This is a genomic window from Paramicrobacterium humi, from assembly GCF_900105715.1.
GTDB classification, from domain to species: domain Bacteria; phylum Actinomycetota; class Actinomycetes; order Actinomycetales; family Microbacteriaceae; genus Paramicrobacterium; species Paramicrobacterium humi.
Genome location: NZ_FNRY01000001.1, coordinates 245,452 through 267,240, shown reverse-complemented (window position 1 = coordinate 267,240; position 21,789 = coordinate 245,452). Strand labels below are relative to the sequence as shown.

The 21,789-nt window shown below is 69.0% G+C and carries 20 protein-coding genes; 14 read left to right on the top strand and 6 right to left on the bottom strand.

Features of this window, described 5'->3' with window-relative positions:
- The first annotated feature begins 191 nt into the window (after window positions 1–191).
- From BLV49_RS01330 to BLV49_RS01305, 6 genes are all read left to right on the top strand, one after another.
- On the top strand, window positions 192–1,277 hold the full coding sequence (locus BLV49_RS01330; RefSeq protein WP_091179063.1) for a BMP family lipoprotein: 1,086 nt from the start codon (window positions 192–194) through the stop codon (window positions 1,275–1,277).
- Between the two features lie 91 nt (window positions 1,278–1,368).
- A complete protein-coding gene (locus tag BLV49_RS01325) occupies window positions 1,369–2,883 on the top strand; it encodes an ABC transporter ATP-binding protein (RefSeq protein WP_091179061.1) in 1,515 nt (504 codons plus the stop codon).
- On the top strand, window positions 2,880–4,139 hold the full coding sequence (locus BLV49_RS01320; RefSeq protein ID WP_091179059.1) for an ABC transporter permease: 1,260 nt from the start codon (window positions 2,880–2,882) through the stop codon (window positions 4,137–4,139). The genes BLV49_RS01325 and BLV49_RS01320 overlap by 4 nt, the downstream gene beginning before the upstream one ends.
- Window positions 4,136–5,422 carry an ABC transporter permease gene (locus BLV49_RS01315; RefSeq protein WP_091179058.1) on the top strand — a complete coding sequence of 429 codons (1,287 nt, stop codon included), beginning with the start codon at window positions 4,136–4,138 and terminating at the stop codon, window positions 5,420–5,422. Before BLV49_RS01320 ends, BLV49_RS01315 begins: the two co-directional genes overlap by 4 nt.
- A gap of 13 nt (window positions 5,423–5,435) precedes the next feature.
- A complete protein-coding gene (locus BLV49_RS01310) occupies window positions 5,436–5,843 on the top strand; it encodes a cytidine deaminase (RefSeq protein WP_091179056.1) in 408 nt (135 codons plus the stop codon).
- 36 nt (window positions 5,844–5,879) lie between these two features.
- A complete protein-coding gene (locus BLV49_RS01305; protein ID WP_091179054.1) occupies window positions 5,880–7,181 on the top strand; it encodes a thymidine phosphorylase in 1,302 nt (433 codons plus the stop codon).
- 15 nt (window positions 7,182–7,196) lie between these two features.
- On the opposite strand, the gene BLV49_RS01300 is transcribed toward BLV49_RS01305, so the two are convergent.
- Window positions 7,197–7,526, bottom strand: coding sequence for an L-rhamnose mutarotase (locus BLV49_RS01300; protein ID WP_091179052.1), 330 nt, complete (start codon window positions 7,524–7,526; stop codon window positions 7,197–7,199).
- A 56-nt stretch (window positions 7,527–7,582) separates the two neighbouring features.
- On the opposite strand from BLV49_RS01300, the gene BLV49_RS01295 reads away from it, so the two are divergent.
- From BLV49_RS01295 to BLV49_RS01285, 3 genes are all read left to right on the top strand, one after another.
- The gene (locus BLV49_RS01295) at window positions 7,583–8,713 is read left to right on the top strand and encodes an adenosine deaminase (RefSeq protein WP_091179050.1); all 1,131 of its coding nucleotides are present in this window, start codon (window positions 7,583–7,585) and stop codon (window positions 8,711–8,713) included.
- A 100-nt stretch (window positions 8,714–8,813) separates the two neighbouring features.
- On the top strand, window positions 8,814–9,275 hold the full coding sequence (locus BLV49_RS01290; RefSeq protein ID WP_091179048.1) for a PTS sugar transporter subunit IIA: 462 nt from the start codon (window positions 8,814–8,816) through the stop codon (window positions 9,273–9,275).
- Window positions 9,272–9,547, top strand: coding sequence for a PTS sugar transporter subunit IIB (locus BLV49_RS01285; RefSeq protein ID WP_245723494.1), 276 nt, complete (start codon window positions 9,272–9,274; stop codon window positions 9,545–9,547). Before BLV49_RS01290 ends, BLV49_RS01285 begins: the two co-directional genes overlap by 4 nt.
- 100 nt (window positions 9,548–9,647) lie before the next feature.
- Here BLV49_RS01285 and BLV49_RS01280 read toward each other — a convergent pair whose 3' ends face one another.
- Both BLV49_RS01280 and BLV49_RS01275 read right to left on the bottom strand, forming a co-directional pair.
- Window positions 9,648–11,342 (bottom strand): phospho-sugar mutase, encoded by a 1,695-nt coding sequence (locus BLV49_RS01280; protein ID WP_091179045.1) that lies wholly within the window; start codon window positions 11,340–11,342, stop codon window positions 9,648–9,650.
- A complete protein-coding gene (locus BLV49_RS01275) occupies window positions 11,342–12,175 on the bottom strand; it encodes a purine-nucleoside phosphorylase (RefSeq protein ID WP_091179043.1) in 834 nt (277 codons plus the stop codon). The genes BLV49_RS01280 and BLV49_RS01275 overlap by 1 nt, the downstream gene beginning before the upstream one ends.
- A gap of 36 nt (window positions 12,176–12,211) precedes the next feature.
- Here BLV49_RS01275 and BLV49_RS01270 point away from each other — a divergent pair, with 36 nt between their 5' ends.
- Window positions 12,212–13,645, top strand: coding sequence for an NAD(P)H-quinone dehydrogenase (locus BLV49_RS01270; protein ID WP_091179042.1), 1,434 nt, complete (start codon window positions 12,212–12,214; stop codon window positions 13,643–13,645).
- On the opposite strand, the gene BLV49_RS01265 is transcribed toward BLV49_RS01270, so the two are convergent.
- The 3 genes from BLV49_RS01265 to BLV49_RS01250 form a co-directional block, all read right to left on the bottom strand.
- On the bottom strand, window positions 13,646–14,146 hold the full coding sequence (locus tag BLV49_RS01265; RefSeq protein ID WP_143033927.1) for a hypothetical protein: 501 nt from the start codon (window positions 14,144–14,146) through the stop codon (window positions 13,646–13,648). It abuts the gene before it with no gap.
- Window positions 14,147–14,800: 654 nt separating this feature from the next.
- Window positions 14,801–16,570, bottom strand: a complete 1,770-nt coding sequence (locus BLV49_RS01255; protein ID WP_091179037.1) for an acetyl/propionyl/methylcrotonyl-CoA carboxylase subunit alpha — start codon at window positions 16,568–16,570, stop codon at window positions 14,801–14,803.
- A gap of 103 nt (window positions 16,571–16,673) precedes the next feature.
- Window positions 16,674–17,375, bottom strand: a complete 702-nt coding sequence (locus tag BLV49_RS01250; protein WP_245723493.1) for a Maf family protein — start codon at window positions 17,373–17,375, stop codon at window positions 16,674–16,676.
- A 9-nt stretch (window positions 17,376–17,384) separates the two neighbouring features.
- On the opposite strand from BLV49_RS01250, the gene BLV49_RS01245 reads away from it, so the two are divergent.
- From BLV49_RS01245 to BLV49_RS01230, 4 genes are read left to right on the top strand one after another with little or no spacing between them, the layout of a single operon-like run.
- Window positions 17,385–18,626: a class I SAM-dependent RNA methyltransferase gene (locus BLV49_RS01245; RefSeq protein WP_091179035.1), complete on the top strand. Its 1,242-nt coding sequence runs from the start codon at window positions 17,385–17,387 to the stop codon at window positions 18,624–18,626.
- Window positions 18,627–18,677: 51 nt separating this feature from the next.
- Complete coding sequence (locus BLV49_RS01240) at window positions 18,678–19,337, top strand: response regulator transcription factor (protein ID WP_091179033.1); 660 nt, start codon at window positions 18,678–18,680, stop codon at window positions 19,335–19,337.
- Window positions 19,327–20,601: a sensor histidine kinase gene (locus BLV49_RS01235; protein WP_091179031.1), complete on the top strand. Its 1,275-nt coding sequence runs from the start codon at window positions 19,327–19,329 to the stop codon at window positions 20,599–20,601. The genes BLV49_RS01240 and BLV49_RS01235 overlap by 11 nt, the downstream gene beginning before the upstream one ends.
- Complete coding sequence (locus tag BLV49_RS01230) at window positions 20,598–21,599, top strand: DUF8320 family protein (RefSeq protein WP_091179029.1); 1,002 nt, start codon at window positions 20,598–20,600, stop codon at window positions 21,597–21,599. Before BLV49_RS01235 ends, BLV49_RS01230 begins: the two co-directional genes overlap by 4 nt.
- Window positions 21,600–21,789: the final 190 nt, after the last annotated feature.

Below are 21,789 nucleotides of genomic sequence, written 5' to 3'. Positions count from 1 at the left end.
GCAGCCCTGCTCATATGAGCAGCATCGTGCGCACGCGACGTGTCGCGGCTTACGATCTCTCGACGGGGCCGGTTACTGATGTGTAACACTTCGAGGTCGAAGTGGGCGAGCGTGCAAATCGCGCTCGTCACGTTCGGTAACGTAAGCCTCAAAACCCGCGTCCCGCGCGGGCCCGCAACCTGGAGGTCACCTTGACAATCACAACCCGTAAGGCCGTCGTCAGCGGCCTTGCCGGCCTCGGCGTCGTCGCCCTGCTCGCCGGCTGCGGCCAGGCTCCCGAATCCGCCGGTGGCGGCGGATCGACGGGCGAGGCCATCGACTATCTTCCCTGCATCGTCTCCGACTCGGGCGGGTTCGACGACAAGTCGTTCAACCAGTCGAGCTACGAGGGCCTCGTCGAGGCCGCCGACAAGCTCGGCATCAAGGAGAAGCACGTCGAGTCGTCCTCCGAGTCCGACTTCGGCCCGAACATCACGAGCCTCGTCGACCAGGGCTGCGACATGATCATCACCGTCGGCTTCCTGCTCGCCGACGCGACGAAGGAGGCCGCGACGGCCAACCCCGACGTCGACTTCGTGATCCTCGACGACAACTCGATCGACATGGACAACGTCAAGCCCGTCGTCTACGACACGGCTCAGGCCGCGTTCCTCGCCGGCTACGTCGCCGCCGACACCTCGAAGACCGGCTCCGTCGGCACCTTCGGCGGCATGCAGATCCCGACAGTGACGATCTTCATGGACGGCTATGCGGACGGCGTGAACTACTACAACGAGCAGAAGGGCAAGGACGTCAAGGTCGTCGGCTGGGACGTCGACAAGCAGAACGGCGTCTTCACCGGTGGCTTCGACGCGAACGACACCGCGAAGCAGTCCGCGACGACGGTCATCAACCAGGGCGTCGACGTCCTGCTGCCGGTCGGCGGTCCGATCTACCAGTCCGCGATCGAGGCCATCAAGGACTCCGGCAAGGACATCGCCATGATCGGTGTCGACGCTGACCAGTACGAGACGGTCGACTCCGACAAGGACCTGTTCCTCACGTCGATCATGAAGCAGATGAAGCAGGGTGTCTTCGACATCGTCACCCAGGCTGCGAAGGGCTCCTTCAGTGCCGAACCGTACGTCGGCACGCTTGACAACGACGGCGTCGGAATCGCCCCCTTCCACGACTGGAAGGACAAGGTCAACCCTGACCTGCAGGGTGAGCTCGACACGATCAAGGCGGGCATCATCGACGGCTCGATCAAGGTCGAGTCCCCGTCCTCGCCGAAGTAGACCCGAGCGAGAACATTACGAGAGGGGGGGGGCCAGTCGTCCGGCTGGTCCCCCTACTCATGAGCCCCTCCCCACACGTAGGATCCCTGATATGAAGCTCGAACTTCGCGGCATCACGAAGCGGTTCGGATCGCTGACGGCCAACGATCACATCGACCTCGTCGTTCAACCCGGAGAAATCCACTGCCTTCTCGGTGAGAACGGCGCCGGAAAATCCACGCTGATGAACGTGCTCTACGGCCTCTACCAGGCCGATGAGGGCGACATCCTGCTCGACGACGAAGTACAGCACTTCTCCGGTCCCGGCGACGCCATGCGCGCCGGTATCGGCATGGTCCACCAGCACTTCATGCTCATCCCCGTGTTCACCGTCGCCGAGAACGTCATGCTCGGCCACGAGAGCACCAAGTTCGCCGGCACCCTCGACATCGCGGCCGCGCGCAAGAAGGTACTCGAGATCTCCGAGAGGTTCGGGTTCAACGTCGACCCCGACGCGCTCGTCGAAGATCTTCCCGTCGGCGTGCAGCAGCGCGTCGAGATCATCAAGGCGCTCTCGCGCGACGCGAAAGTGCTCGTCTTCGACGAGCCGACCGCCGTGCTCACTCCGCAGGAGACGGACGAACTCATGGCGACGATGCGCCGGCTCCGCGACTCGGGAACGTCTATCGTCTTCATCACGCACAAGCTGCGGGAGGTTCGCGAAGTCGCGGACCGCATCACGATCGTGCGCCTCGGCAAGGTCGTCGGCGAAGCCGAGCCGACAGCCACCAACAACGAGCTCGCCGCGCTCATGGTGGGCCGCGCTGTCGAACTCACCGTGCACAAGGACGAGCCCAAGCTCGGCGACGTCGCCCTGCAGGTCTCCAACCTCAACGTGATCGACCCGCAGGGCCTCAAGGTCGTCAACGACGTCAGCTTCGACGTGCGCGCGGGCGAGATCCTCGCGATCGCCGGGGTGCAGGGCAACGGGCAGACCGAGCTGACCGAGGCCATCATGGGACTCCAGCCGCGCGTGACCGGCAGCATCACGCTCAACGGCGAGGAGCTCACGGGCCTGAGCGTGCGCAAGGTCCTCGACGCCGGCGTCGGCTTCATCCCCGAGGACCGCTCGGAGGACGGCGTCGTGAAGGGCTTCAGCATCGCGGAGAACCTCATGCTCGACCGCGCCAACGGCGCGCCCTTCGTCAAGGTCGGCAACCTGCAGCTCGCGTACCGCGAGAAGTTCGCGCGCGAGACGAAGGACGAGTTCGACATCCGCGCGCAGTCCATCGAGACGAAGGCCGGCAACCTCTCGGGCGGAAACCAGCAGAAGGTCGTGCTGGCTCGGGAGCTGAGCCGCGAGCTCAAGCTCTTCGTCGCCGCGCAGCCCACCCGAGGCATCGACGTCGGCTCGATCGAATTCGTGCACAAGCGCATGGTCGCGACGCGCGACGCGGGGATCCCGGTCGTCGTGGTCTCGACGGAACTGGACGAGGTCACGGCTCTCGCCGACCGCATCGCCGTGATGTACCGGGGAGCGATCGTCGGCATCGTCCCTGGCGACACATCACGCGACGTGCTCGGACTGATGATGGCCGGAGAGAAGCCGACGGAGGCAGCCGCATGAGCGACGACACGCAGACCACCGCGGCGAAGGACGCCGGCACACCCGAGGCGCCGCGCGCCAACCAGCTCGCCGCGCAGATCATGAACAGCAGCACCGTCATCACGGTGCTCGCGATCATCATCTCCCTCGTGATCGGCGCCGTGCTCATCGCCTTCACCGACGAGGGCGTGCAGAAGGCGTCGAGCTACTTCTTCGCGCGACCGGGCGACACTTTCACCGCCATCTGGAACGCCGTCTCCGGCGCCTACATCGCCCTCTTCAACGGCGCGATCTACAACTTCAACCGACCGACCTTCGCGGGCGGCATCAAGTCGATAACCGACACGCTGCACCACGCGACCCCGCTCATCGCGGGCGGACTCGCCGTCGGCCTCGCCTTCCGCGTCGGCCTGTTCAACATCGGCGGTCGCGGCCAGATGCTCATCGCCGCCGGAGCGGCCGGCTGGGTGGGCTTCTCGTTCCACCTGCCGATCTGGATCCACCTCCCTCTCGCGATCCTCGCGGGCCTCGCGGGCGGCGCGCTCTGGGGCGGAATCGTCGGCTACCTGAAGGCGCGCACGGGAGCGCACGAGGTGATCCTCACGATCATGCTCAACTACGTCGCGTTCTACCTCATCGCCTGGATGCTGCGCACGCCCGGGCTGCTCCAGGCACCCGGATCCGTGAACCCGAAGTCGCCCGCGATCCTGCCGAGCGCCGTGCTTCCGCCGATCTTCGGCGATCGCTACGAGCTGCACGCGGGCTTCATCCTCGTGATCATCGCGACGATCTTCGTGTGGTGGCTCATGAACCGCTCGAGCCTCGGCTTCAAATTCCGCGCCGTCGGCGAGAACCCCAACGCGGCACGCGTCGCGGGCATCAGCGTCAAGGCGATGTACGTGTGGGCGATGATCATCTCGGGCGCCCTCATGGGCCTCGCGGGCGTCTCCCAAGTGCTCGGCACGATCACGACGGGCTTCAGCTCGGGCATCGACGCGGGAATCGGCTTCGACGCCATCACGGTCGCCCTGCTCGGGCGCAGTACGCCGTGGGGCACCTTCGCCGCCGGCATCCTGTTCGGTGCTTTCAAGGCGGGCGGCTACGCGATGCAGGCCGGTCAGGGCATCCCTGTCGACATCGTACTCGTCGTGCAGTCCGTGATCGTGCTGTTCATCGCAGCGCCCCCGCTCGTGCGCTCGATCTTCTTCCTCCCCAAGCCCGGCGGTCGCACGAAGCGGTCGACACCGTCCATCACGAAGGAGGTGACGGCCAAGTGAGCAACACCACAACCGCGGCCGACGTCCCGGTCTCCGAGAGTCTCGAGGTCGCCCGGATCCGCAGCTGGAAGGCGCCCATCACCTTCGGCGTCGTCACGCTCATCTCGCTCGTGCTGTTCGTGATCTTCCGCCGCGACGGCGTCACGACCTTCAAGCTCTCGAACGACTCCGACGCGATCGTGCTGCCGCCGCTCGTTCTCGAGAACGTGTCGACGGGCATCGTCGTGACGGTGCTGCTCGCCGCCATCACCGCCGTGTCGGTGTGGCTGACGGTGAACTACCGCAAGACCTGGCTGTGGCTCATCATCGTTTTCGCCGTGCTGTTCGTGATGGGCTTCTTCACGTGGGCGGCCGCGGGCGGCACGATCCCGCTTCCCGGGTTCCTGCTCGGCACCGTCGCCCTGTCGGCGCCGCTCATCTTCGGCTCGCTCGGCGGCGTCATCTCGGAGCGCTCCGGCGTCGTGAACATCGCGATCGAGGGCCAGCTGCTCGCGGGGGCGTTCAGCTCCGCCGTCGTCGCGTCCGTGACCGGCAACCCGTACCTCGGCCTCATCGCGGCGATGGTCGCCGGCGTGCTCGTGAGCTTCGTGCTCGCCGCGTTCTCGATCAAGTACTGGGTCGACCAGGTCATCGTCGGCGTCGTGCTCAACGTGCTCGTGCTCGGCCTCACGTCGTTCTTCTACTCGCAAGTGCTCACGAGCAATGCGCCGCTGCTCAACAGCCCGCCGCGCTTCCCGCGCATCAGCATCCCGTTCCTGTCAGAGATCCCGATCATCGGACCCGTGTTCTTCCGGCAGACGATCATCATCTACGTCATGTACATCGCCGTCGCCGTGACGTACTGGGGACTGTTCCACACCAAGTGGGGACTGCGCGCTCGCTCCGTCGGCGAGCACCCTCAGGCCGCAGACACGGTCGGCATCCACGTGAACACGACGCGGTTCTGGAACGTGTCCCTCGCGGGAGCCGTCGCCGGCTTCGGCGGCGCCTACTTCACGCTCGGCTCCGTCGGGCTGTTCACGAAGGACATGACGGCGGGCGCGGGCTTCATCGCCCTCGCCGCGGTGATCTTCGGCCAGTGGGATCCCATCAAGGCGACACTCGCGGCGCTGCTCTTCGGCTTCGCCACGAACCTGCAGAACGTGCTCGGCGCCGTCGGCTCGCCCGTCGCGAGCGAGTTCCTGCTCATGCTGCCGTACGTCGTGACGATCCTCGCCGTCGCCGGCTTCGTCGGCCAGTCGAGGGCGCCGGCCGCGTCGGGCAAACCGTACATCAAGGCGTAGGAGGACCAGCGGAATGGACGACGGCTCGATCGACTGGGGCGCGCTGCGCAGCGCGGCCGAAGAGGCGATGCGCAAGGCGTACGCGCCGTACTCGAAGTTCCCCGTCGGGGCCGCCGCGATCGCGACCGACGGCCGCATCGTGACGGGCTGCAACGTGGAGAACGCGAGCTACGGCGTGGGGCTGTGCGCCGAGTGCGGCCTCGTGTCGAACCTCGCGATGACGGGAGGCGGCCAGCTCGTCGCGTTCTCGTGCGTCGACGGGGACGGCAACACGCTCATGCCGTGCGGCCGCTGCCGCCAGCTGCTGTTCGAGCACGCCGTCCCGGGCATGCTGCTCGAGACGGTCTCCGGCATCCGCACGATCGACGAGGTGCTGCCCGACGCGTTCGGTCCGCGCCAGCTGGCGGAGTACGGCGCCTGAGCGGCATCCGACCCACCGAACACAGGAAGAGACACCATGCCTGAGCAGGCCATCGAGGCGTTCGACGCCGTCGACATCATCCGCACGAAGCGCGACAAGGGGGAGCTGTCGACCGCGCAGATCGACTGGCTCATCGACGCGTACACGCGCGAGTACGTCGGCAACGAGCAGATGGCGGCGCTCGCGATGGCGATCCTTCTCAACGGCATGAGCCGGCGCGAGATCAAGGACATGACCCTCGCGATGATCGCCTCGGGCGAGCGCATGGACTTCTCGGGGCTCGGCAAGCGCACCGTCGACAAGCACTCGACGGGCGGCGTCGGAGACAAGATCACGCTCCCGCTCATGCCGCTCGTCGCGTCGTTCGGCGTCGCGGTCCCGCAGCTGTCCGGCCGCGGCCTCGGGCACACCGGCGGCACGCTCGACAAGCTCGAGTCCATCCCCGGCTGGCGCGCGAACCTCACGAACGACGAGATGTTCGCCCAGCTGCGCGACATCGGCGGCGTCATCTGCGCCGCCGGGACGGGCCTCGCGCCCGCCGACAAGCGGCTCTACGCGCTGCGCGACGTGACGGGAACGGTCGAGGCGATCCCGCTCATCGCCTCGAGCATCATGTCGAAGAAGATCGCGGAGGGCACGGAGGCGCTCGTCCTCGACGTCAAGTTCGGCTCCGGCGCGTTCATGACCGACTACGCGAAGGCCGAGGAGCTCGCGCGCACGATGGTCGAGCTCGGCCGGGACGCGGGCGTGGCGACCTCCGCGCTGCTCACCGACATGAATGTTCCGCTCGGACGCGCGATCGGCAACGCCAACGAAGTGCAGGAGTCGTTCGACGTGCTCGCGGGCGGCGGGCCCGCCGACATCGTCGAGCTCACCGTCGCCCTCGCGCGCGAGATGCTGAGCCTCGTCGGCCAGCCCGACGCCGACGTCGAGGAAGCGCTGAAGGACGGCCGGGCGATGGACGTGTGGCGCAAGACCGTCATCGCGCAGGGTGGGGATCCGGATGCCGCGCTGCCGACGGCGCGCGAATCGCACACGGTCACGGCCGAGGCCGACGGCGTGCTCGTGCGCCAGGAGGCGCTGCCGTTCGGCATCGCCGCGTGGCGCCTCGGCGCGGGCCGCGCCCGCGCCACTGACCCCGTGCTGCACGCTTCGGGCATCGAGCTGCACGCGAAGCCGGGCGACACCGTTGCCGCAGGGCAGCCGCTCTTCACGCTGTCCGCCGACGACGACGCGCGCTTCGACCGCGCGCTCGACGCGCTCGACGGCGCCTTCGAGATCGCGCCGCCCGGCACGAGCTTCGAGCGCGGCCCGCTCGTCGCGAACCGCATCGGCTAGCGGCATCCGCTCGTCTCAGGCGAGGTGGAAGTACTCGGTGAGTCGCTCGCTCGCCCGGTCGGGGTCGCTCTCGGACACGAAGTAGGGCGCCATCGACGCCTGCCAGCGCGCGTTGACGTCGGTGCGCTCCATCGCGGCCTGCGCGGCCGCGTAGTCGTCGGTCTCGAGGTAGCCGACGACGAGGCCGTCGTCGGCGCGCAGGAACAGCGAGTAGTTGCGCCAGCCGGCCTGCCGCAGCGCCTCGAGCATCTCGGGCCACACGCGCTCGTGCACGGCGAGGTAGTCGGCGACGCGGTCGGGCTTGAGGTGCATGAGGAAGCAGACGCGCTCGGGCGATGATGACATGTGAACTCCTTCGGTCTCCACCGCAATGATACGTTTCAGCACGGTACCCTGAGGGCGTGACTGAACTGGATGAGGACTACACGATCGGCCGAGTCAACCTGCGCGATCTGCCGAAGGTGTCGCTGCACGACCACCTCGACGGCGGCCTGCGCCCGCAGACCATCATCGAGCTCGCCGACGAGGCCGGCGTCGACGTGCCCGAATCGGATGCCGCGGCCCTTGGCGACTGGTTCCTCACCCAGTGCAACGCGGGCAACCTCGTGGACTATCTCACGACGTTCGACCTCACGACCTCGGTCATGCAGACCGCCGACGCTCTCGAGCGCATCGCGCGCGAGTTCGTTCTCGACCTCTCCGCGGACGGCGTCGTCTACGGCGAAGTCCGCTGGGCGCCCGAGCAGCACCTCGCTCGCGGACTGAGTCTCGACCAGGCCGTCGAGGCTGTGCAGTCAGGACTCGAGGCCGGGGTCACGGAGGTCGAGCGGCAGGGACGCAGCATGCGCGTCGGGCAGCTCGTCACGGCGATGCGGCACGCCGACCGCGGGCTCGAGGTCGCCGAGCTCGCCGTGCGGCACCGCGACCGCGGCGTCGTGGGCTTTGACATCGCCGGCGCCGAGGCCGGGTTCCCGCCGAGCCGACACCGCCTCGCCTTCGACTACCTCGCGCAGAACCACTTGCCCGTCACCGTGCACGCGGGAGAGGCCGACGGACTGCTCTCGATCGAGAGCGCGCTCTTCGACGGGCGCGCGCTCCGGCTCGGCCACGGAGTGCGCCTCGCCGAGGACGTCACGATCGAGCGCGCGGACGCCGACAGCACCTACGTGACGCTCGGCGAACTCGCCGAATGGGTCAAGGACCGCGAGATCGCGCTCGAGCTGAGCCCCTCATCGAACCTGCAGACGGGGGCGATAGCCGCGTGGGGCAGCGAGCTCGCCGACCACCCGTTCGACCTGTTCTACCAGCTCGGCTTCCGCGTCACCGTCAATGTTGACAACCGCACCCAATCGGGCACGACGCTCACGCGCGAGCTGAGCCTGCTCGCCGACGCGTTCACGTACGACCTCGCTGATCTCGAGACGTTCCAGCTGAACGCCGCGTCGGCCGCGTTCCTGCCGCTCGAGGAGCGTGAAGACCTGGCCGACGTCATCAGTCAGGGCTTCGAGGATGCCGAGAGTTACGGGGCGTGAACCGCGCGTTCAGGCGCCGCGCCTAAAATAGGCGGTGAGGCAGGGCCCTTCACGACCGAGAGCCCGATCGCCTCACCCGAACCATACGGAGAGAGTGCCGATGCCGCTGCCACCGCTTCCCGATTCCGCCTTGAATCTCGGCGCGAACGCAAGCAACTGGCGGCAGGCGATCCGTCTGGCCGGCGACGCTCTCGTCGCAAGCGGCGTCGCGACAGACGAGTACACGACGCGCATGATCCAGGTCATCGAGCAGTACGGCGCCTACATCGTCATCGCGCCCGGCCTCGCGCTCGCGCACGCCCGCCCCGGCGCCGACGTTCTCGGCGACGGGCTGTCTGTCGTGACCCTCGAGACTCCCGTCACGTTCGGCCACCCGCACAACGACCCAGTCTCCGTCGTCGTCGGGCTCGCCGTCACCTCGCCCGACGCGCACGTCACCCAGGTGGCCGCTCTCGCGAACGTGTTCAACGACGAGACCGCGATCCCGGCGCTCGCCGCCGCTCGCGAGCCCGACGCGGTGCGTGAGATCCTCGGCGTCGCGAAGCAGGGCGTGAGCTCGTGAAGCACATCGTCGCGATCTGCGGCGCCGGCGTCGGAACCTCCGCGATCCTCACCGTCAACGCCGAGCGCGCACTGCAGAAGCTCGGCATCGCCGCTCGCGTCACGGCGAGCGATGTCGCGAACGTTCAGAATGCCGCCGCGAACGCGCAAGTGATCCTCACGTCGCCGGAGCTCGTGTCGCACATCGGCAGGACCTTCGCCGACATCGTCGTCATCGAAAACTACTTCGACGTCGCGGAGATCGAGCGGAAGCTCGACGAGGCGCTCGGCTAAGCGGCATCCGACCCGCCCTGGGAGTCACAAACGCGCGCCGGAGCCAGAATCGGTTTCGGGAGCCACGATGTCCTGGCTCCCGAAACCGATTCTGATTCCGTCAGCCTAAGCGGGCGGCGACGTTCTTCGAGAACGCGTCGAGGTCGCTGCGGATGCCCGCCAGCACCTCGCGCGCCCGATCCCGCTCGCCCGCGGGCGCCGTCACGTCGATGTAGTACTTGAGCTTCGGCTCGGTGCCGCTCGGCCGCGCCATGACGCGCGAGCCGTCCTCGAGCACGAAGCGCAGCGCGTCGGTCGCCGGCAGCCCCTGCAGCCCGTTGGCGAAGTCGTCGATGCGCGTCACGACCTGCTCGCCGAGCACTTGCGGCGGGTTCTGCCGCAGCTCCGCCATGATCGCGGCGATGATCGAGAGATCGGTCACGCGCACCGAGAGCTGGTCGCTCGCGAAGAAGCCGAACGTCTCGGTGAAGCCCTCGAGCAGGTCCGCGACCGTGAGCCCTTCCGCCTTCGCATCGGCGGCGAGGGCGAGGAACGCGATTCCCGCCGTGATGCCGTCCTTGTCGCGCACGACGTCGGGGTTCACGAGGTAGCCGATGGCCTCCTCGTAGCCGAACACGAGTCGCGGCACGCGCGAGACCCACTTGAAGCCCGTGAGCGTCTCGACGAACCGGAGGTCGTACTTCTCCGCGACCTTCGCGAGCGCGGGCGACGACACGATCGTGCACGCGAGCGCACCACCCGTCTCACCCGTGGCGCTCGCGCGGCGCGCGGCGTCCCAGCCGAGCAGCCAGCCGACCTCGTTGCCCGTGAGCTGTCGGTACCCCTCGGGGCTGTCGCCGTCGGGGATCGCGATCGACATGCGGTCGGCGTCGGGGTCGTTCGCGATGATGAGCTCCGCGCCCGTATCGCGGGCGAGCGAGAACGCGAGATCGAGTGCGCCCGGCTCCTCGGGGTTCGGGAACGAGACCGTCGGGAACGCGGCATCCGGCTCCTGCTGCTCGGGCACCGAGGCGACTTCGCCCCAGCCTGCGGCCGCGAGCACGCGACGAAAGGTCTCCCAGCCCACGCCGTGCATCGCCGTGTACACGACCTCGAGGCGTTCGCCGCCCTCGGGCAAGAGAGCGGATGCCGCCGCAACGTACGCGTCGAGGACGCTCTCGTCCGCGATCTCATAGTCCGTGCGGCGCGGCAGTTCGAGCACGCTGTCGTCGTTCGCGACGCGCTCGATGTGCGCGGCGATCTCGCTGTCCACGGGCGGCACGATCTGCGAGCCGGCGTCGTCGCCGCCGAGGTACACCTTGTAGCCGTTGTCCTTCGGCGGATTGTGGCTCGCCGTCACCATGACGCCGGCGGAGGCGTTCAGGTGGCGCACCGCGAACGCGAGAACGGGCGTGGGCAGAAGGCGCGGCAGCAGGATCGCGCGCACGCCCGCGCCGGCAAGCAGCTCGGCGGTGTCGCGCGCGAACACGTCGGAGTTCGTGCGGCCGTCGTAGCCGATGACGACGCTGGGCGCCTCCTCTCGCTCAAGCAGGAACCGGCCGAGGCCGACCGCGGCCTGGGCGACGAGAACGCGGTTCATGCGGGCGGAGCCGGCGCCGATGCGTCCACGCAGCCCGGCCGTGCCGAACGCGAGGCGCGAGTCGAAGCGCGAGTGCAGCTCGTCGAGGGCGATCTCGCTTCCGGCCTCGGCGTCCCGCACGAGCGTGTCGAGTTCGCTGCGCGTCGTCTCGTCGGGGTCTTGCACGAGCCACGCGCGCGCGGTCGTGACGATGGGGTCGTTCTCGTGCGTTGTCATCAGAGCTCCGCGATGATCGAGGCGAGAAGACGGCTGATCGTGGCTTCGGCGGCTCTGCCGGCCTCGATCACCTCTTCGTGGCTGAGCGGGGTGGCCTGGATGCCGGCCGCGAGGTTCGTGATGAGCGACATGCCCAGCACCTCCATGCCCGCCTGGCGAGCGGCGATCGCCTCGAGCGCGGTCGACATGCCGACGATGTGACCGCCGATGGTCTTCGCCATCTGCACTTCGGCGGGCGTCTCGTAGTGCGGACCGCGGAACTGGCAGTACACGCCCTCATCGAGCGACGGGTCGACGCGGTGGGCGATGTCGCGCAGGCGCTGCGCGTACAGGTCGGTGAGATCCACGAACGTCGCGCCCTCGAGCGGCGAGTCGCCGGTGAGATTGATGTGGTCGCTGATCAGCACGGGTGTGCCGGGAGTCCACGTCTCCTTGATGCCCCCGGCGCCGTTCGTGAGGATCATCGTCTTCGCGCCGGTCGCGGCGGCCGTGCGCACCGAGTGCACGACGCGTCGCACGCCGTGTCCCTCGTAGTAGTGGGTGCGCGCGCCGATCACGAGGGCGCGCTTGCCGTTCGGCAGCAGGATCGAGCGAATCGTGCCGACGTGGCCCTCGAGCGCGGGCTTCGAGAATCCGGTGATCTCGGTCGCGGGGATCGTGGCCGTCGTCTCTCCGATGAGTTCGGCCGCCTTGCCCCAGCCGGAGCCGAGCGTGAGAGCGATGTCGTGGTGGGCGACGCCGCTTTTGTCGGCGATGTCCGCGGCCGCTGCGGCGGCGACCTCGAAGGGGTCAGCTCCCGCGGCATCCAAGGGATTCGTGTGCATCTCTGGCATTCAATCAGTCTAAGCGGTGCCGATAGACTCGGGGATATGGCGTATGAGTTCGAGCGCAAGCAACGCGTTGCCGTTGTCGGCGGAGGCCCTGGCGGATACGAGGCGGCGCTCGCGGCGGCCCAGCTCGGAGCCGACGTCACACTCGTCGAGCGAGTGGGCGTCGGGGGCTCTGCGGTCATCACCGACGTCGTCCCGTCGAAGGGACTCATCGCCACGGCCGAGGCCGCGAAGGCGATCGGCGGCGCCGCCGACCTTGGCGTGCAGTTCTTCGCCCGCTCGGGGGAGACGGGGAAGCCGGTCCGGCCGGAAGTGACCGTGAACCTCGCGGCGGTGAACAAGCGCCTCACCTCGCTCGCGCGTCAGCAGTCGGAGGACATGCGCGCGAACCTCGTTCACGCGGGAGTGCGCATCGTGCACGGTGAGGGCCGGCTCGACGGAAACGACGCGGTCATCGTCTCCACGGGCCGCGGCGGAACCGACTTCGACCGCATCGAGGTCGACACGATCATCGTCGCCGTCGGCGGAAGCCCTCGCGAGCTGCCCACCGCGAAGCCCGACGGGGAGCGCATCCTCACCTGGAAGCAGCTGTACTCCCTCGACCGCCTGCCCGAGCACCTCATCGTCGTCGGCTCGGGCGTCACGGGCGCCGAGTTCGCGTCGGCGTATTGCGTGCTCGGCGCGAAGGTGACGCTCATCTCCAGTCGCGATCAGGTTCTCCCCGGTGAGGACTCGGATGCCGCTGCCGTGATCGAGCGCGTCTTCAAGCGCGACGGCATGACCGTTCTCAACAAGTCACGCGCCGAGAAGGTCGAGCGCACCGCCGACGGCGTCGTCGCGACGCTCACCGACGGGCGCACCGTCACCGGAAGCCACTGCCTCATGGCCGTCGGCGCCGTGCCGAACACGGCCGGCGTCGGCCTCGAGGAGGCCGGCGTGCAGATGGACGACTCGGGTCACATCCGCGTCAACCGCGTCTCCCGCACCTCCATCCCGAACATCTACGCCGTCGGCGACTGCACCACCGAGATCCCGCTCGCCTCGGTCGCGTCGATGTCGGGCCGCACGGCGGTGTTCCACGCGATGGGCGACGCCGTGACCCCGATCGAGGTGCGCAACATCACCTCGAACATCTTCACGCAGCCCGAGATCGCCACGGTCGGCTGGAACCAGAAGCAGATCGAAGAGGGAATCGCGCAAGGCAACATCTACAAGCTGCCGCTCTCGGCGAATCCGCGCGCGAAGATGATCGGCGTGCGCGACGGCTTCGTGAAGCTCTTCGCCCGCACGGGGTCGGGCACCGTCATCGGCGGCGTCATCGTCGCTCCGCGCGCGTCGGAGCTGATCTTCCCCCTCGCGCTCGCCGTCGAGCACCGGCTCACGGTCGACCAGGTGGCGAGCGCGTACACGGTGTACCCGTCGCTCACCGGCTCGATATCGGATGCCGCTCGGGCGATGCACATCGTGCTGTAGTCAGCTCGGCAGCATCCGACGTCCCTCGCAGGGGAGTCCCGCTTCGGTGAGGATCCGATACAACCGAGCAGGGTCGTTGAGGTCCCGCACATCCCAGCGGGAGAAGGCCGCGACGTTCCTTCGGATGGCGTCTTCTCGCCGCTTCTCGGCGACGACGATCTGATCGGGGGTGCGGCCTGCCTGGAATTCGGCGGAGAGATACTTCCCGAGCCCATCGAACTCACCCCAGTGGCGCTGGACGGGCCACCAGAAGTCGGCGAGATACCGTCGACCGTCACATACGAGCTCATACTGAAGCACAGGGCACGGGAAGCCGAACTCGTAGATGAGCACGCGGCTGCGCGACTCCTGCACGCTATCCGACAGGTCCGTCGAGAAAGCGAACACCCGCGAAGCCTTTTCGGCGCCGTGCCGGTTTCCGAGGGCATCGAGGGCGGCCGACAACTGGTCAAGTGTGAGGATCGGACGACGGCGACTCCTGACGGCGTCGACGAGAGCCACGCCCTCTGTGAACGGCAGCAGGCAGGCCAAGGTCGGCAGCGGTTCGCGCGGGACTCGTCACGCGCACTCCGTCGATCTCCACGACATCGTCCTCGGCGAGGTCGGACATACGTCGGATCACCGCGCCGCTGGAACGGCCGCCGTTCCCGGGTGCCCGCGGAACCGTCACCCACACTTTCTCAGGCCACGGGCCCAGCATCTTGAAGCCGTGGATGGCCGCAGCAGAGTGGTGCGAGAAGACGACGTCACCGAGCCGCTCCGCTTGTGCGAAGACACGGAGCGCGTGCTGCGTCTCTCCGTACAGCGAGGCCCACATTCCGGTGGGCGCGTACACGCCGGGCGCGACTCGTGCGAGAGACCCTCGCTTCAGTCCCTGGGCAAGGTCGTGGTGAGAACGTCCGCTTGCGACATAGTGAGCACGGCGGACAAGCAATTCCTGAGCTTCAGCGCGATCCATGACGCCGATCTTCGTCGTCGGGCGACCGCTTCTGCTCCGCCCGGCGATATTTTGTGGATTGTCGGCCTCGCGAGAGCCCTGTGGACGACAAACAGCCGCGTCGATGGAAGAACGGAGGCAGAACGATTTTCGGGAGCCACGATGTCGTGGCTCCCGAAAATGATTCTGCTTCCGTTCCCGCGATGGGCGGGAAGCGCCTACGCCTCGACGAGGGAGAGCAGGCGGTGACCGCTCGAGACCGTCTGTCCGACGGGCGCGTCGATCTCCGAGACGACGCCGTCGCGCGGCGCGGCGATCGGCTGCTCCATCTTCATCGCCTCGAGCACGAGCAGCAGGTCGCCCTTGACGACCTTCTGTCCCGTCTCGACGACGACCTTCACGACGGTCGCCTGCATGGGCGAGTTGATGTCGTTCCCGCTCGACGACGCGACCGCCTTCGCATGTCCGCCACGGCGCGGTGCCGTCGGGGCGACGCGGGAGGTGCCGCCCGTCGTCGGCAGGATGCGCGAGGGAAGGCTCACCTCGATGCGCTTGCCTGAGACCTCGACGACGACGTTGTGGCGCTCGTCGGCGGGCGCGGCGTCGCTGAGTTCGCCGTCCCACGGCTCGATGTCGTTGTCGAACTCCGTCTCGATCCAGCGCGTGTACACGCCGAAGTTCCCGTCCTCGGCCGTGAATGCGGGGTCGCGCACGATCTTGCGGTGGAAGGGAAGCACGGTCGGCATGCCCGTGACCTCGAACTCGTCGAGAGCGCGGCGGGCACGCTCGAGCGCCTCTTCGCGATCCTTGCCCGAGACGATGAGCTTGCCGAGCAGCGAGTCGAACGCTCCCGAGATCACGTCACCGGTCGTGACGCCCGAATCCAGGCGGATCCCGGGGCCGCCGAAGGTGCGGAACTCGTGGATCGGACCGGGCTGCGGCAGGAAGTTGCGGCCCGGGTCCTCGCCGTTGATGCGGAACTCGAACGAGTGGCCCTGCGGTTCGGGGTCGTCGTAGTCCAGAGCGCCGCCCTCGGCGATGCGGAACTGCTCGCGCACGAGGTCGATGCCCGTGACCTCTTCGGACACGGGGTGCTCGACCTGCAGCCGCGTGTTGACCTCGAGGAACGAGACGGTGCCGTCTTTGCCGATGAGGAACTCGCACGTGCCTGCGCCGACGTAGCCGACCTCCTTGAGGATGGCTTTCGAGGAGTCATACAGCTTCTGCTTCTGCTCGTCGGTGATGAACGGGGCGGGCGCCTCCTCGACGAGCTTCTGGTGACGACGCTGCAGCGAGCAGTCGCGCGTCGAGACGATGACGACGTTCCCCCCGGCATCCGCGAGGCACTGGGTCTCGACGTGGCGCGGCTCGTCGAGGTACTTCTCGACGAAGCACTCGCCGCGACCGAACGCGGCGACGGCCTCGCGCGTCGCGGAGTCGAACTGCTCGGCGACCTCGTCGCGTGTGCGGGCGACCTTGAGGCCGCGACCGCCGCCGCCGAACGCCGCCTTGATCGCGACGGGCAGGCCGTGCTCGTCGACGAACGCGAGAACCTCGTCGGCGCCCGAGACGGGATTGAGGGTTCCGGGCGCGAGCGGCGCGCCGACCTTCTCGGCGATGTGCCGTGCGGAGACCTTGTCGCCGAGCTTCTCGATGGCCTTGGGGCTCGGTCCGATCCACGTGAGTCCCGCGTCGATGACGGCGCGCGCGAAGTCGGCGTTCTCGGCGAGGAACCCGTAGCCCGGGTGCACGGCGTCGGCGCCGGAGCGGCGGGCGACCGAGAGGATCTTGTCGATCACGAGGTACGTGTCGGCGCTCGTGGTGCCGTCGAGGGCGTACGCCTCGTCAGCGAGCTTGACGTGCAGCGCGTCGCGGTCCTGGTCCGCGTAGACGGCGACCGAGCCTCTGCCGGAGTCGCGCGCGGCGCGAATGATACGAACGGCGATCTCGCCGCGGTTGGCAATCAGGACCTTCGATATACGTGGCACAGTTCCCAAGCCTAAACCGAGAGCCAGCGCCGAAATTGGGTGACCTCCACAAAAATGCGGGAGCGGGGCTGGCGTCAGTCCACAACGGATCGCGCGTTGCGGCTCAATCGGCGGGAGTGGGCGCCGGCGCGTCGGCGTCGCTCGACGGCCCCCACAGCTCGGTCCACTCGTGGCCGAGTTCCCGCACGAGGCGGCGCAGCGTGGGGATCGACAGGCCGACCACCGTCGAGGGGTCGCCCGTCACCCGGTCGATGAACGCCGAGCCGAGGCTGTCGATCGTGAACGCTCCCGCGACCTTCAGGGGCTCGCCGCTCGCGATGTACGCGTCGATCTCGGCGTCGGTCATGTCGGCGGTGAACGAGACATCGGATGCCGCGACGGCGTGCGCGGCGGCATCCGTCGCCAGATCGATCACATGGTGGCCCGAGTGGAGCGTGCCGGTGCGGCCGCGCTGCAGCAGCCAGCGGCGGCGGGCCTCCTCCGCGGTGTGCGGCTTGCCGTAGATGACGCCGTCGAGCACGAAGACGGAGTCGCCGCCGAAGACGAGGCCCGAGCGCACGCCTCGCGCGCGCAGCATCGCGGCGCCCGCCTCGGCCTTGGCCTGGGCGAGAAGCGCAACGGTCTGCTCGGGACTGAGCGGGGCTCCGGCGTCGCGCTCGGCTGCCGCGACGGCGGCGTCCTCATCGACCTCGGGCGAGAACGCCTGGGCGGTGAGGCCGGCCTGGGCGAGCAGCATCCGCCGCGCGGGCGAGGTCGAGGCGAGGTGGAAGGCGGGCATGGCGTCCTCTCGGGTGCGGTGTGACATGCTCGGAGCATGGCAGCGCACGACTCGGAGCAGGTCCTTGAGCTCGACGTCACAAACGTAGCCCACGGCGGCGTCTTCGTCGCCCGCCACGAGGGCCGCGTCGTGTTCGTCGCCGACGCGATCCCGGGGGAGAAGGTGCGGGCGCGCGTCACGGAGGCGAAGAAGTCGTTCTGGCGCGCCGAGACCCTCGAGGTGCTCGAGGCCTCCCCGCAGCGGCGCGAGCACGTGTGGGAGGCCGCGTCGATCGACCGCGACCCCGATGAGCGCGCGGGAGGCGCCGAGTTCGGGCACATTGAGCTCGCGCACCAGCGCGAGCTCAAACGCCAGGTGCTCGCCGCCGCGCTCGGCCGGTTCGGCCGCATCGAGCCGCCCGCCTTCACTGTCGAGGCGATGCCCGGCGACGACGACGCGCGGGGCACGGGGTGGCGCACGCGGGTGCGGCTGCACGTCGACGACGCAGGCGCCGTCGGACCGTACGCGGCACGCTCGCACCGAGTCATTCCCGTCGCCGAGCTGCCGCTCGCGCTGCCGCGCCTCGTGAAGGCGGCGCCGCTCTGCGCGCGAGTGTCAGCGGCATCCGTTGACGTGGTCGCCCCGAGCACGGGAGACGCCTTCGCGCTTGCCGCAGGCGAGTCGCGGTCGCCGATCGTCGAGCGCGTCGGCGACCGCGACTTCACGCTCGAGGCGACGGGCTTCTGGCAAGTGCACAAGGACGCCGCCGCGACCCTCTCGCGCGCGGTGAAGGACGCCATCGACCTCGCGCGCGTCGCAGCGGAGGCGCCGAACCTCGACCTGTACGGCGGCGTCGGCCTGCTCGCGGCCGCGTTCGGCGACGCGGTCGGCGCGAGCGCGCGCATCACGAGCGTCGAGGCGGATCGCGCGGCGACGGGTCACGCGCGTGAGAACCTCGCCGAGTGGGCGAACGCCTCGGCCGAGACGGCTCGCGTAGACCGCTACCTGCAGCGCCTGGTGAAGACCGTGGACGCCGCCGAGCGTCGAGCCCTGCGGGACGCGACAGTCGTGCTCGACCCGCCGCGCTCCGGCGCGGGCACACAGGTCGTCGCGCAGCTCGCCGAGCTCGCTCCGGCGCAGATCGTGTACGTCGCGTGCGACCCCGTCGCGCTCAGCCGCGACACCGGGTCGCTCGCCGAGGCCGGCTACGCCCTCACGGGACTGCGCGCCTTCGACCTGTTCCCCAACACGCACCATCTCGAGGCCGTCGCGAGCTTCGTCCCCGTCGCGCGCGGCTGACGGCTCGCGGCGCCGCCTGGCGCGCGCCGGTTTGCCGATAGCATGTGAACCATGGTGCGAGTGGCGATCATCGATGATCATGAGTCCGTGCGACTGGGGCTCGAGGCCGCGTGCACGAACGCGGGTCTCGAGGTCGCGCACAGCGTCTCGAGCGTCGCCGCCTATCTTGCCGCCGCGGAAGGATCCGACCCGGTCGCCCTCGTCGTCCTCGACCTGTCGCTCGGCGACGGCACCGACGTCACCGCCAACGTCACGCGCGTGCAGGGCACGGGCGCCGCGGTGCTCATCCACAGCATCGCCGACCGCGTCTCGCTCGTGAGGCAGGCGCTCGCCGCTGGCGCCGCCGGCGTCATCCCGAAATCGGCGCCCACGAACGAGGTGATCTCGGCGATCGAGCAGGTCGCCTCCGGCGGCGTGCTCAACAACCTCGAGTGGGCGAGCGCGATCGAGGCGGACAGCGAGTTCGCCGCCGTGCAGCTCGGTCGTCGCGAGCGCGACGTGCTGCACCTGTACGCGTCCGGGCTGCCCATGAAGCAGGTCGCGAGCCAGCTCGGCGTCGCGCCGTCGACGGTGAAGCAGCACCTCGACCGGGTGCGGCGCAAGTACGTCGAGGTCGGTCGGCCCGCGCCGACGAAGGTGGACCTGTTGCGACGCGCCGTCGAGGACGGCATCCTGCCTGAGCTCAATCCGGGCGGAACGGATGCCGACTGAGCAGTCCGCGCAAGCGCCTCCCGGTCACCCCGATGCGGCCCGGCCGGGCACGCGCGTGTTCACGAGCACGCGCGTCGAGCAGCTCATGGCCCGGGTTCTCGGCATCGCCGTGCTCATCTTCGGCGCGCAGGCGTTCGCCTTCGCGCTCATGCCCGAGGAGGGCATCGCCGGCTGGGCGGTGATCGCCTACCGGCTGTTCGTCTTCGTGCCCATGATCGCCGTCGCCGTCGCGTCCGCGGTGCAGCGCGGCGTGCGCGTGACGAGCGTCGTCTTCACGATCGTCTACCTGCTCGCGCTCGTGATCTGGCCGTTCTACAGCGGCTTCGCGTTCGGCGGAGCGGCCGGGGAGCCATGGGTGTGGTACCTGCTCACGCTCGCGACGGCGTGCGCGGCCGTCGTCTACACCCCGGCCTGGGCCGTCGCGTACACGATCGCCGCTCCCGTGCTGTTCGGCGTCGTGCGATCGCTCACCCCGACCGGAGTGCTCAATCCGCACATCGGTCTGCTCGACGCCGTGTACGGCATCATCTTCGGAATGATCATCGTCGTGCTCGCCGTGCTGTTCCGGCAGGCGGCACGGCGCGTCGACACGGCACGGGATGCCGCGCTCGAGCGCTACGACCGCGCGGTGCGCGCGCACGCCGTCGAAGCGGAGCGCGTCGAGGTCGACGCGCTCGTGCACGACAACGTGCTCGCGGCGCTGCAGGCCGCGGAACGCGCCGAGGGCGCCGAGGGCGAGCGCGCCGCCGTCGTCATGGCGCAGCGAGCGCTCGATGAGCTGCGCGCGTCGGGCGCGGACCCCGACCCCGGTGAGACGACCGTGACGCTGCGCGAGATGGCGAGCCGGCTGGCGATCGCCGCGCGCATGATGGAACGCGAGTTCACGGTGCAGAGCACGGCGGAAGCGGGAGTCGTGCTTCCGCAGCACGTGGCGAACGCGATGGGGCTCGCGGCCGTGCAGGCGATGGTGAACAGCGTGCAGCACGCCGACGGGTCGGCTCTCGGCCCGGACGAGGCCTCCCGCGTCGCGCGCACCGTCTCGGTCTCGAGCGCCGGGGGAGTGCCGACGGTCGAAGTGCACGATGACGGCGTCGGCTTCGAACCGGCATCCGTTCCCCACGACCGACTCGGCTTGCGCGTGTCGATCAGCGAGCGCATGACGACGGTGGGCGGCAGGGCGGACGTGCAGAGCATTCCCGGAGACGGCACGCGCATCGTGCTGCGCTGGGATCCCGCCGAGCAGCGGGAGGGCAGCGGCGCATGAGCGGCTTCTCCCGATCGAGTCTCATTGCCCTGGCCGCGGCGTTCTCCGCCTACCACATCGTGCGCGGCATCCTGACGCTCGGCATCCCCGTGGACCCCGTGCCCGTCGTCATCGCGCTCATGATCTACGCCGCCGTCACGGCGATGACGCTGCTGCCCTTCGGCGGGAAGGGGATGCCGCTGTGGGCGTCGACGCTCGCCGTGTCGTGCGCTGTCGTCATCACCCTCATCGTGACGAGCCAGCTCGACGCGACAGCGGAGAACGGCTACGCGACGTGGCACACGAACGCGGTCGGCACGCTCATGACGATCCTCATGGTGCGCCGCAAGCGGGTCGAGGCGGCCGCGGGAACGCTGTTCCTCGTCGTCTACTCGATCGTCTGGTGCGGCGTGCTCGGCTCCGCGCAGATCGGCGTGACGGGAGCGATCGCGTGGGTCGTTCTCGCCGACGTCATGACGCGCACGCTGCAGCGCGCCGCGGCGGACGCCGAGCAGCTGGTTCTCGCCGAGCGGGAGGCCGTGCGCTGGGAGGCGGCGCAGCACGCGCACCGCTCGGAGCGCCGCGCGCGGCTCGAGACCGCGAGCCGCATCGCGGGGCCGCTGCTGCGCGACGTGGTGCTCGCCGACGGTTCGCTCACGACGGCGGAGCGCGAGGAGGCGCGGCTGCTCGAGGCGCGGCTGCGCGACGAGATCCGCGGACGCGCGCTGCTCGACCCCCGGGTGCGGCAGGCGGTGCTCGCCGCCCGGCGGCGCGGCGCCGTCGTGCAGCTGCTCGACGAGGGCACGATCGACGAACTCGACGACGATCAGCGCGAGCGGGTGCTCAGCGTCGTCGCGGAGGCGCTCGATTCGGCGGAGTCCGACCGCATCATCGTGCGCACGGCGCCCGAGACGACAACTGTGGCCGTGACCGTGGTGGGGCTCAGCGCACCGCCGCCCGGTTCGGACGACCCGGAGGACGACGTCGACTTGTGGCTCGAGATTCCCCGCGACGCGTGATCGCAGCGGCATCCGGTTCGAAACCCGCCCAGACATGAGGAAAGGGGGACCGGCTCCCTAATTCCGGTCCCCCTCAAGCCCCGGATGACAACGACAACCCGAATATCGTTCTCATCCGCCCCCAAACCAGTCGCCGCATTCCCTAGTGGGCGACTGGCTGATGGTGTAACTCTGAGAGTGCCACCTAGCA

Excerpts from the sequence above, each read along its gene's own strand:
- BLV49_RS01325 (WP_091179061.1), top strand. The coding sequence starts at position 1,369 with ATGAAGCTCGAACTTCGCGGCATCACGAAGCGGTTCGGATCGCTGACG.
- BLV49_RS01300 (WP_091179052.1), bottom strand. The coding sequence starts at position 7,526 with ATGTCATCATCGCCCGAGCGCGTCTGCTTCCTCATGCACCTCAAGCCC.
- BLV49_RS01230 (WP_091179029.1), top strand. The coding sequence starts at position 20,598 with ATGAGCGGCTTCTCCCGATCGAGTCTCATTGCCCTGGCCGCGGCGTTC.
- BLV49_RS01250 (WP_245723493.1), bottom strand. The coding sequence starts at position 17,375 with ATGTCACACCGCACCCGAGAGGACGCCATGCCCGCCTTCCACCTCGCC.
- BLV49_RS01240 (WP_091179033.1), top strand. The coding sequence starts at position 18,678 with ATGGTGCGAGTGGCGATCATCGATGATCATGAGTCCGTGCGACTGGGG.
- BLV49_RS01235 (WP_091179031.1), top strand. The coding sequence starts at position 19,327 with ATGCCGACTGAGCAGTCCGCGCAAGCGCCTCCCGGTCACCCCGATGCG.
- BLV49_RS01320 (WP_091179059.1), top strand. The coding sequence starts at position 2,880 with ATGAGCGACGACACGCAGACCACCGCGGCGAAGGACGCCGGCACACCC.
- BLV49_RS01245 (WP_091179035.1), top strand. The coding sequence starts at position 17,385 with ATGGCAGCGCACGACTCGGAGCAGGTCCTTGAGCTCGACGTCACAAAC.
- BLV49_RS01290 (WP_091179048.1), top strand. The coding sequence starts at position 8,814 with ATGCCGCTGCCACCGCTTCCCGATTCCGCCTTGAATCTCGGCGCGAAC.
- BLV49_RS01270 (WP_091179042.1), top strand. The coding sequence starts at position 12,212 with ATGGCGTATGAGTTCGAGCGCAAGCAACGCGTTGCCGTTGTCGGCGGA.
- BLV49_RS01305 (WP_091179054.1), top strand. The coding sequence starts at position 5,880 with ATGCCTGAGCAGGCCATCGAGGCGTTCGACGCCGTCGACATCATCCGC.
- BLV49_RS01275 (WP_091179043.1), bottom strand. The coding sequence starts at position 12,175 with ATGCCAGAGATGCACACGAATCCCTTGGATGCCGCGGGAGCTGACCCC.
- BLV49_RS01310 (WP_091179056.1), top strand. The coding sequence starts at position 5,436 with ATGGACGACGGCTCGATCGACTGGGGCGCGCTGCGCAGCGCGGCCGAA.
- BLV49_RS01280 (WP_091179045.1), bottom strand. The coding sequence starts at position 11,342 with ATGACAACGCACGAGAACGACCCCATCGTCACGACCGCGCGCGCGTGG.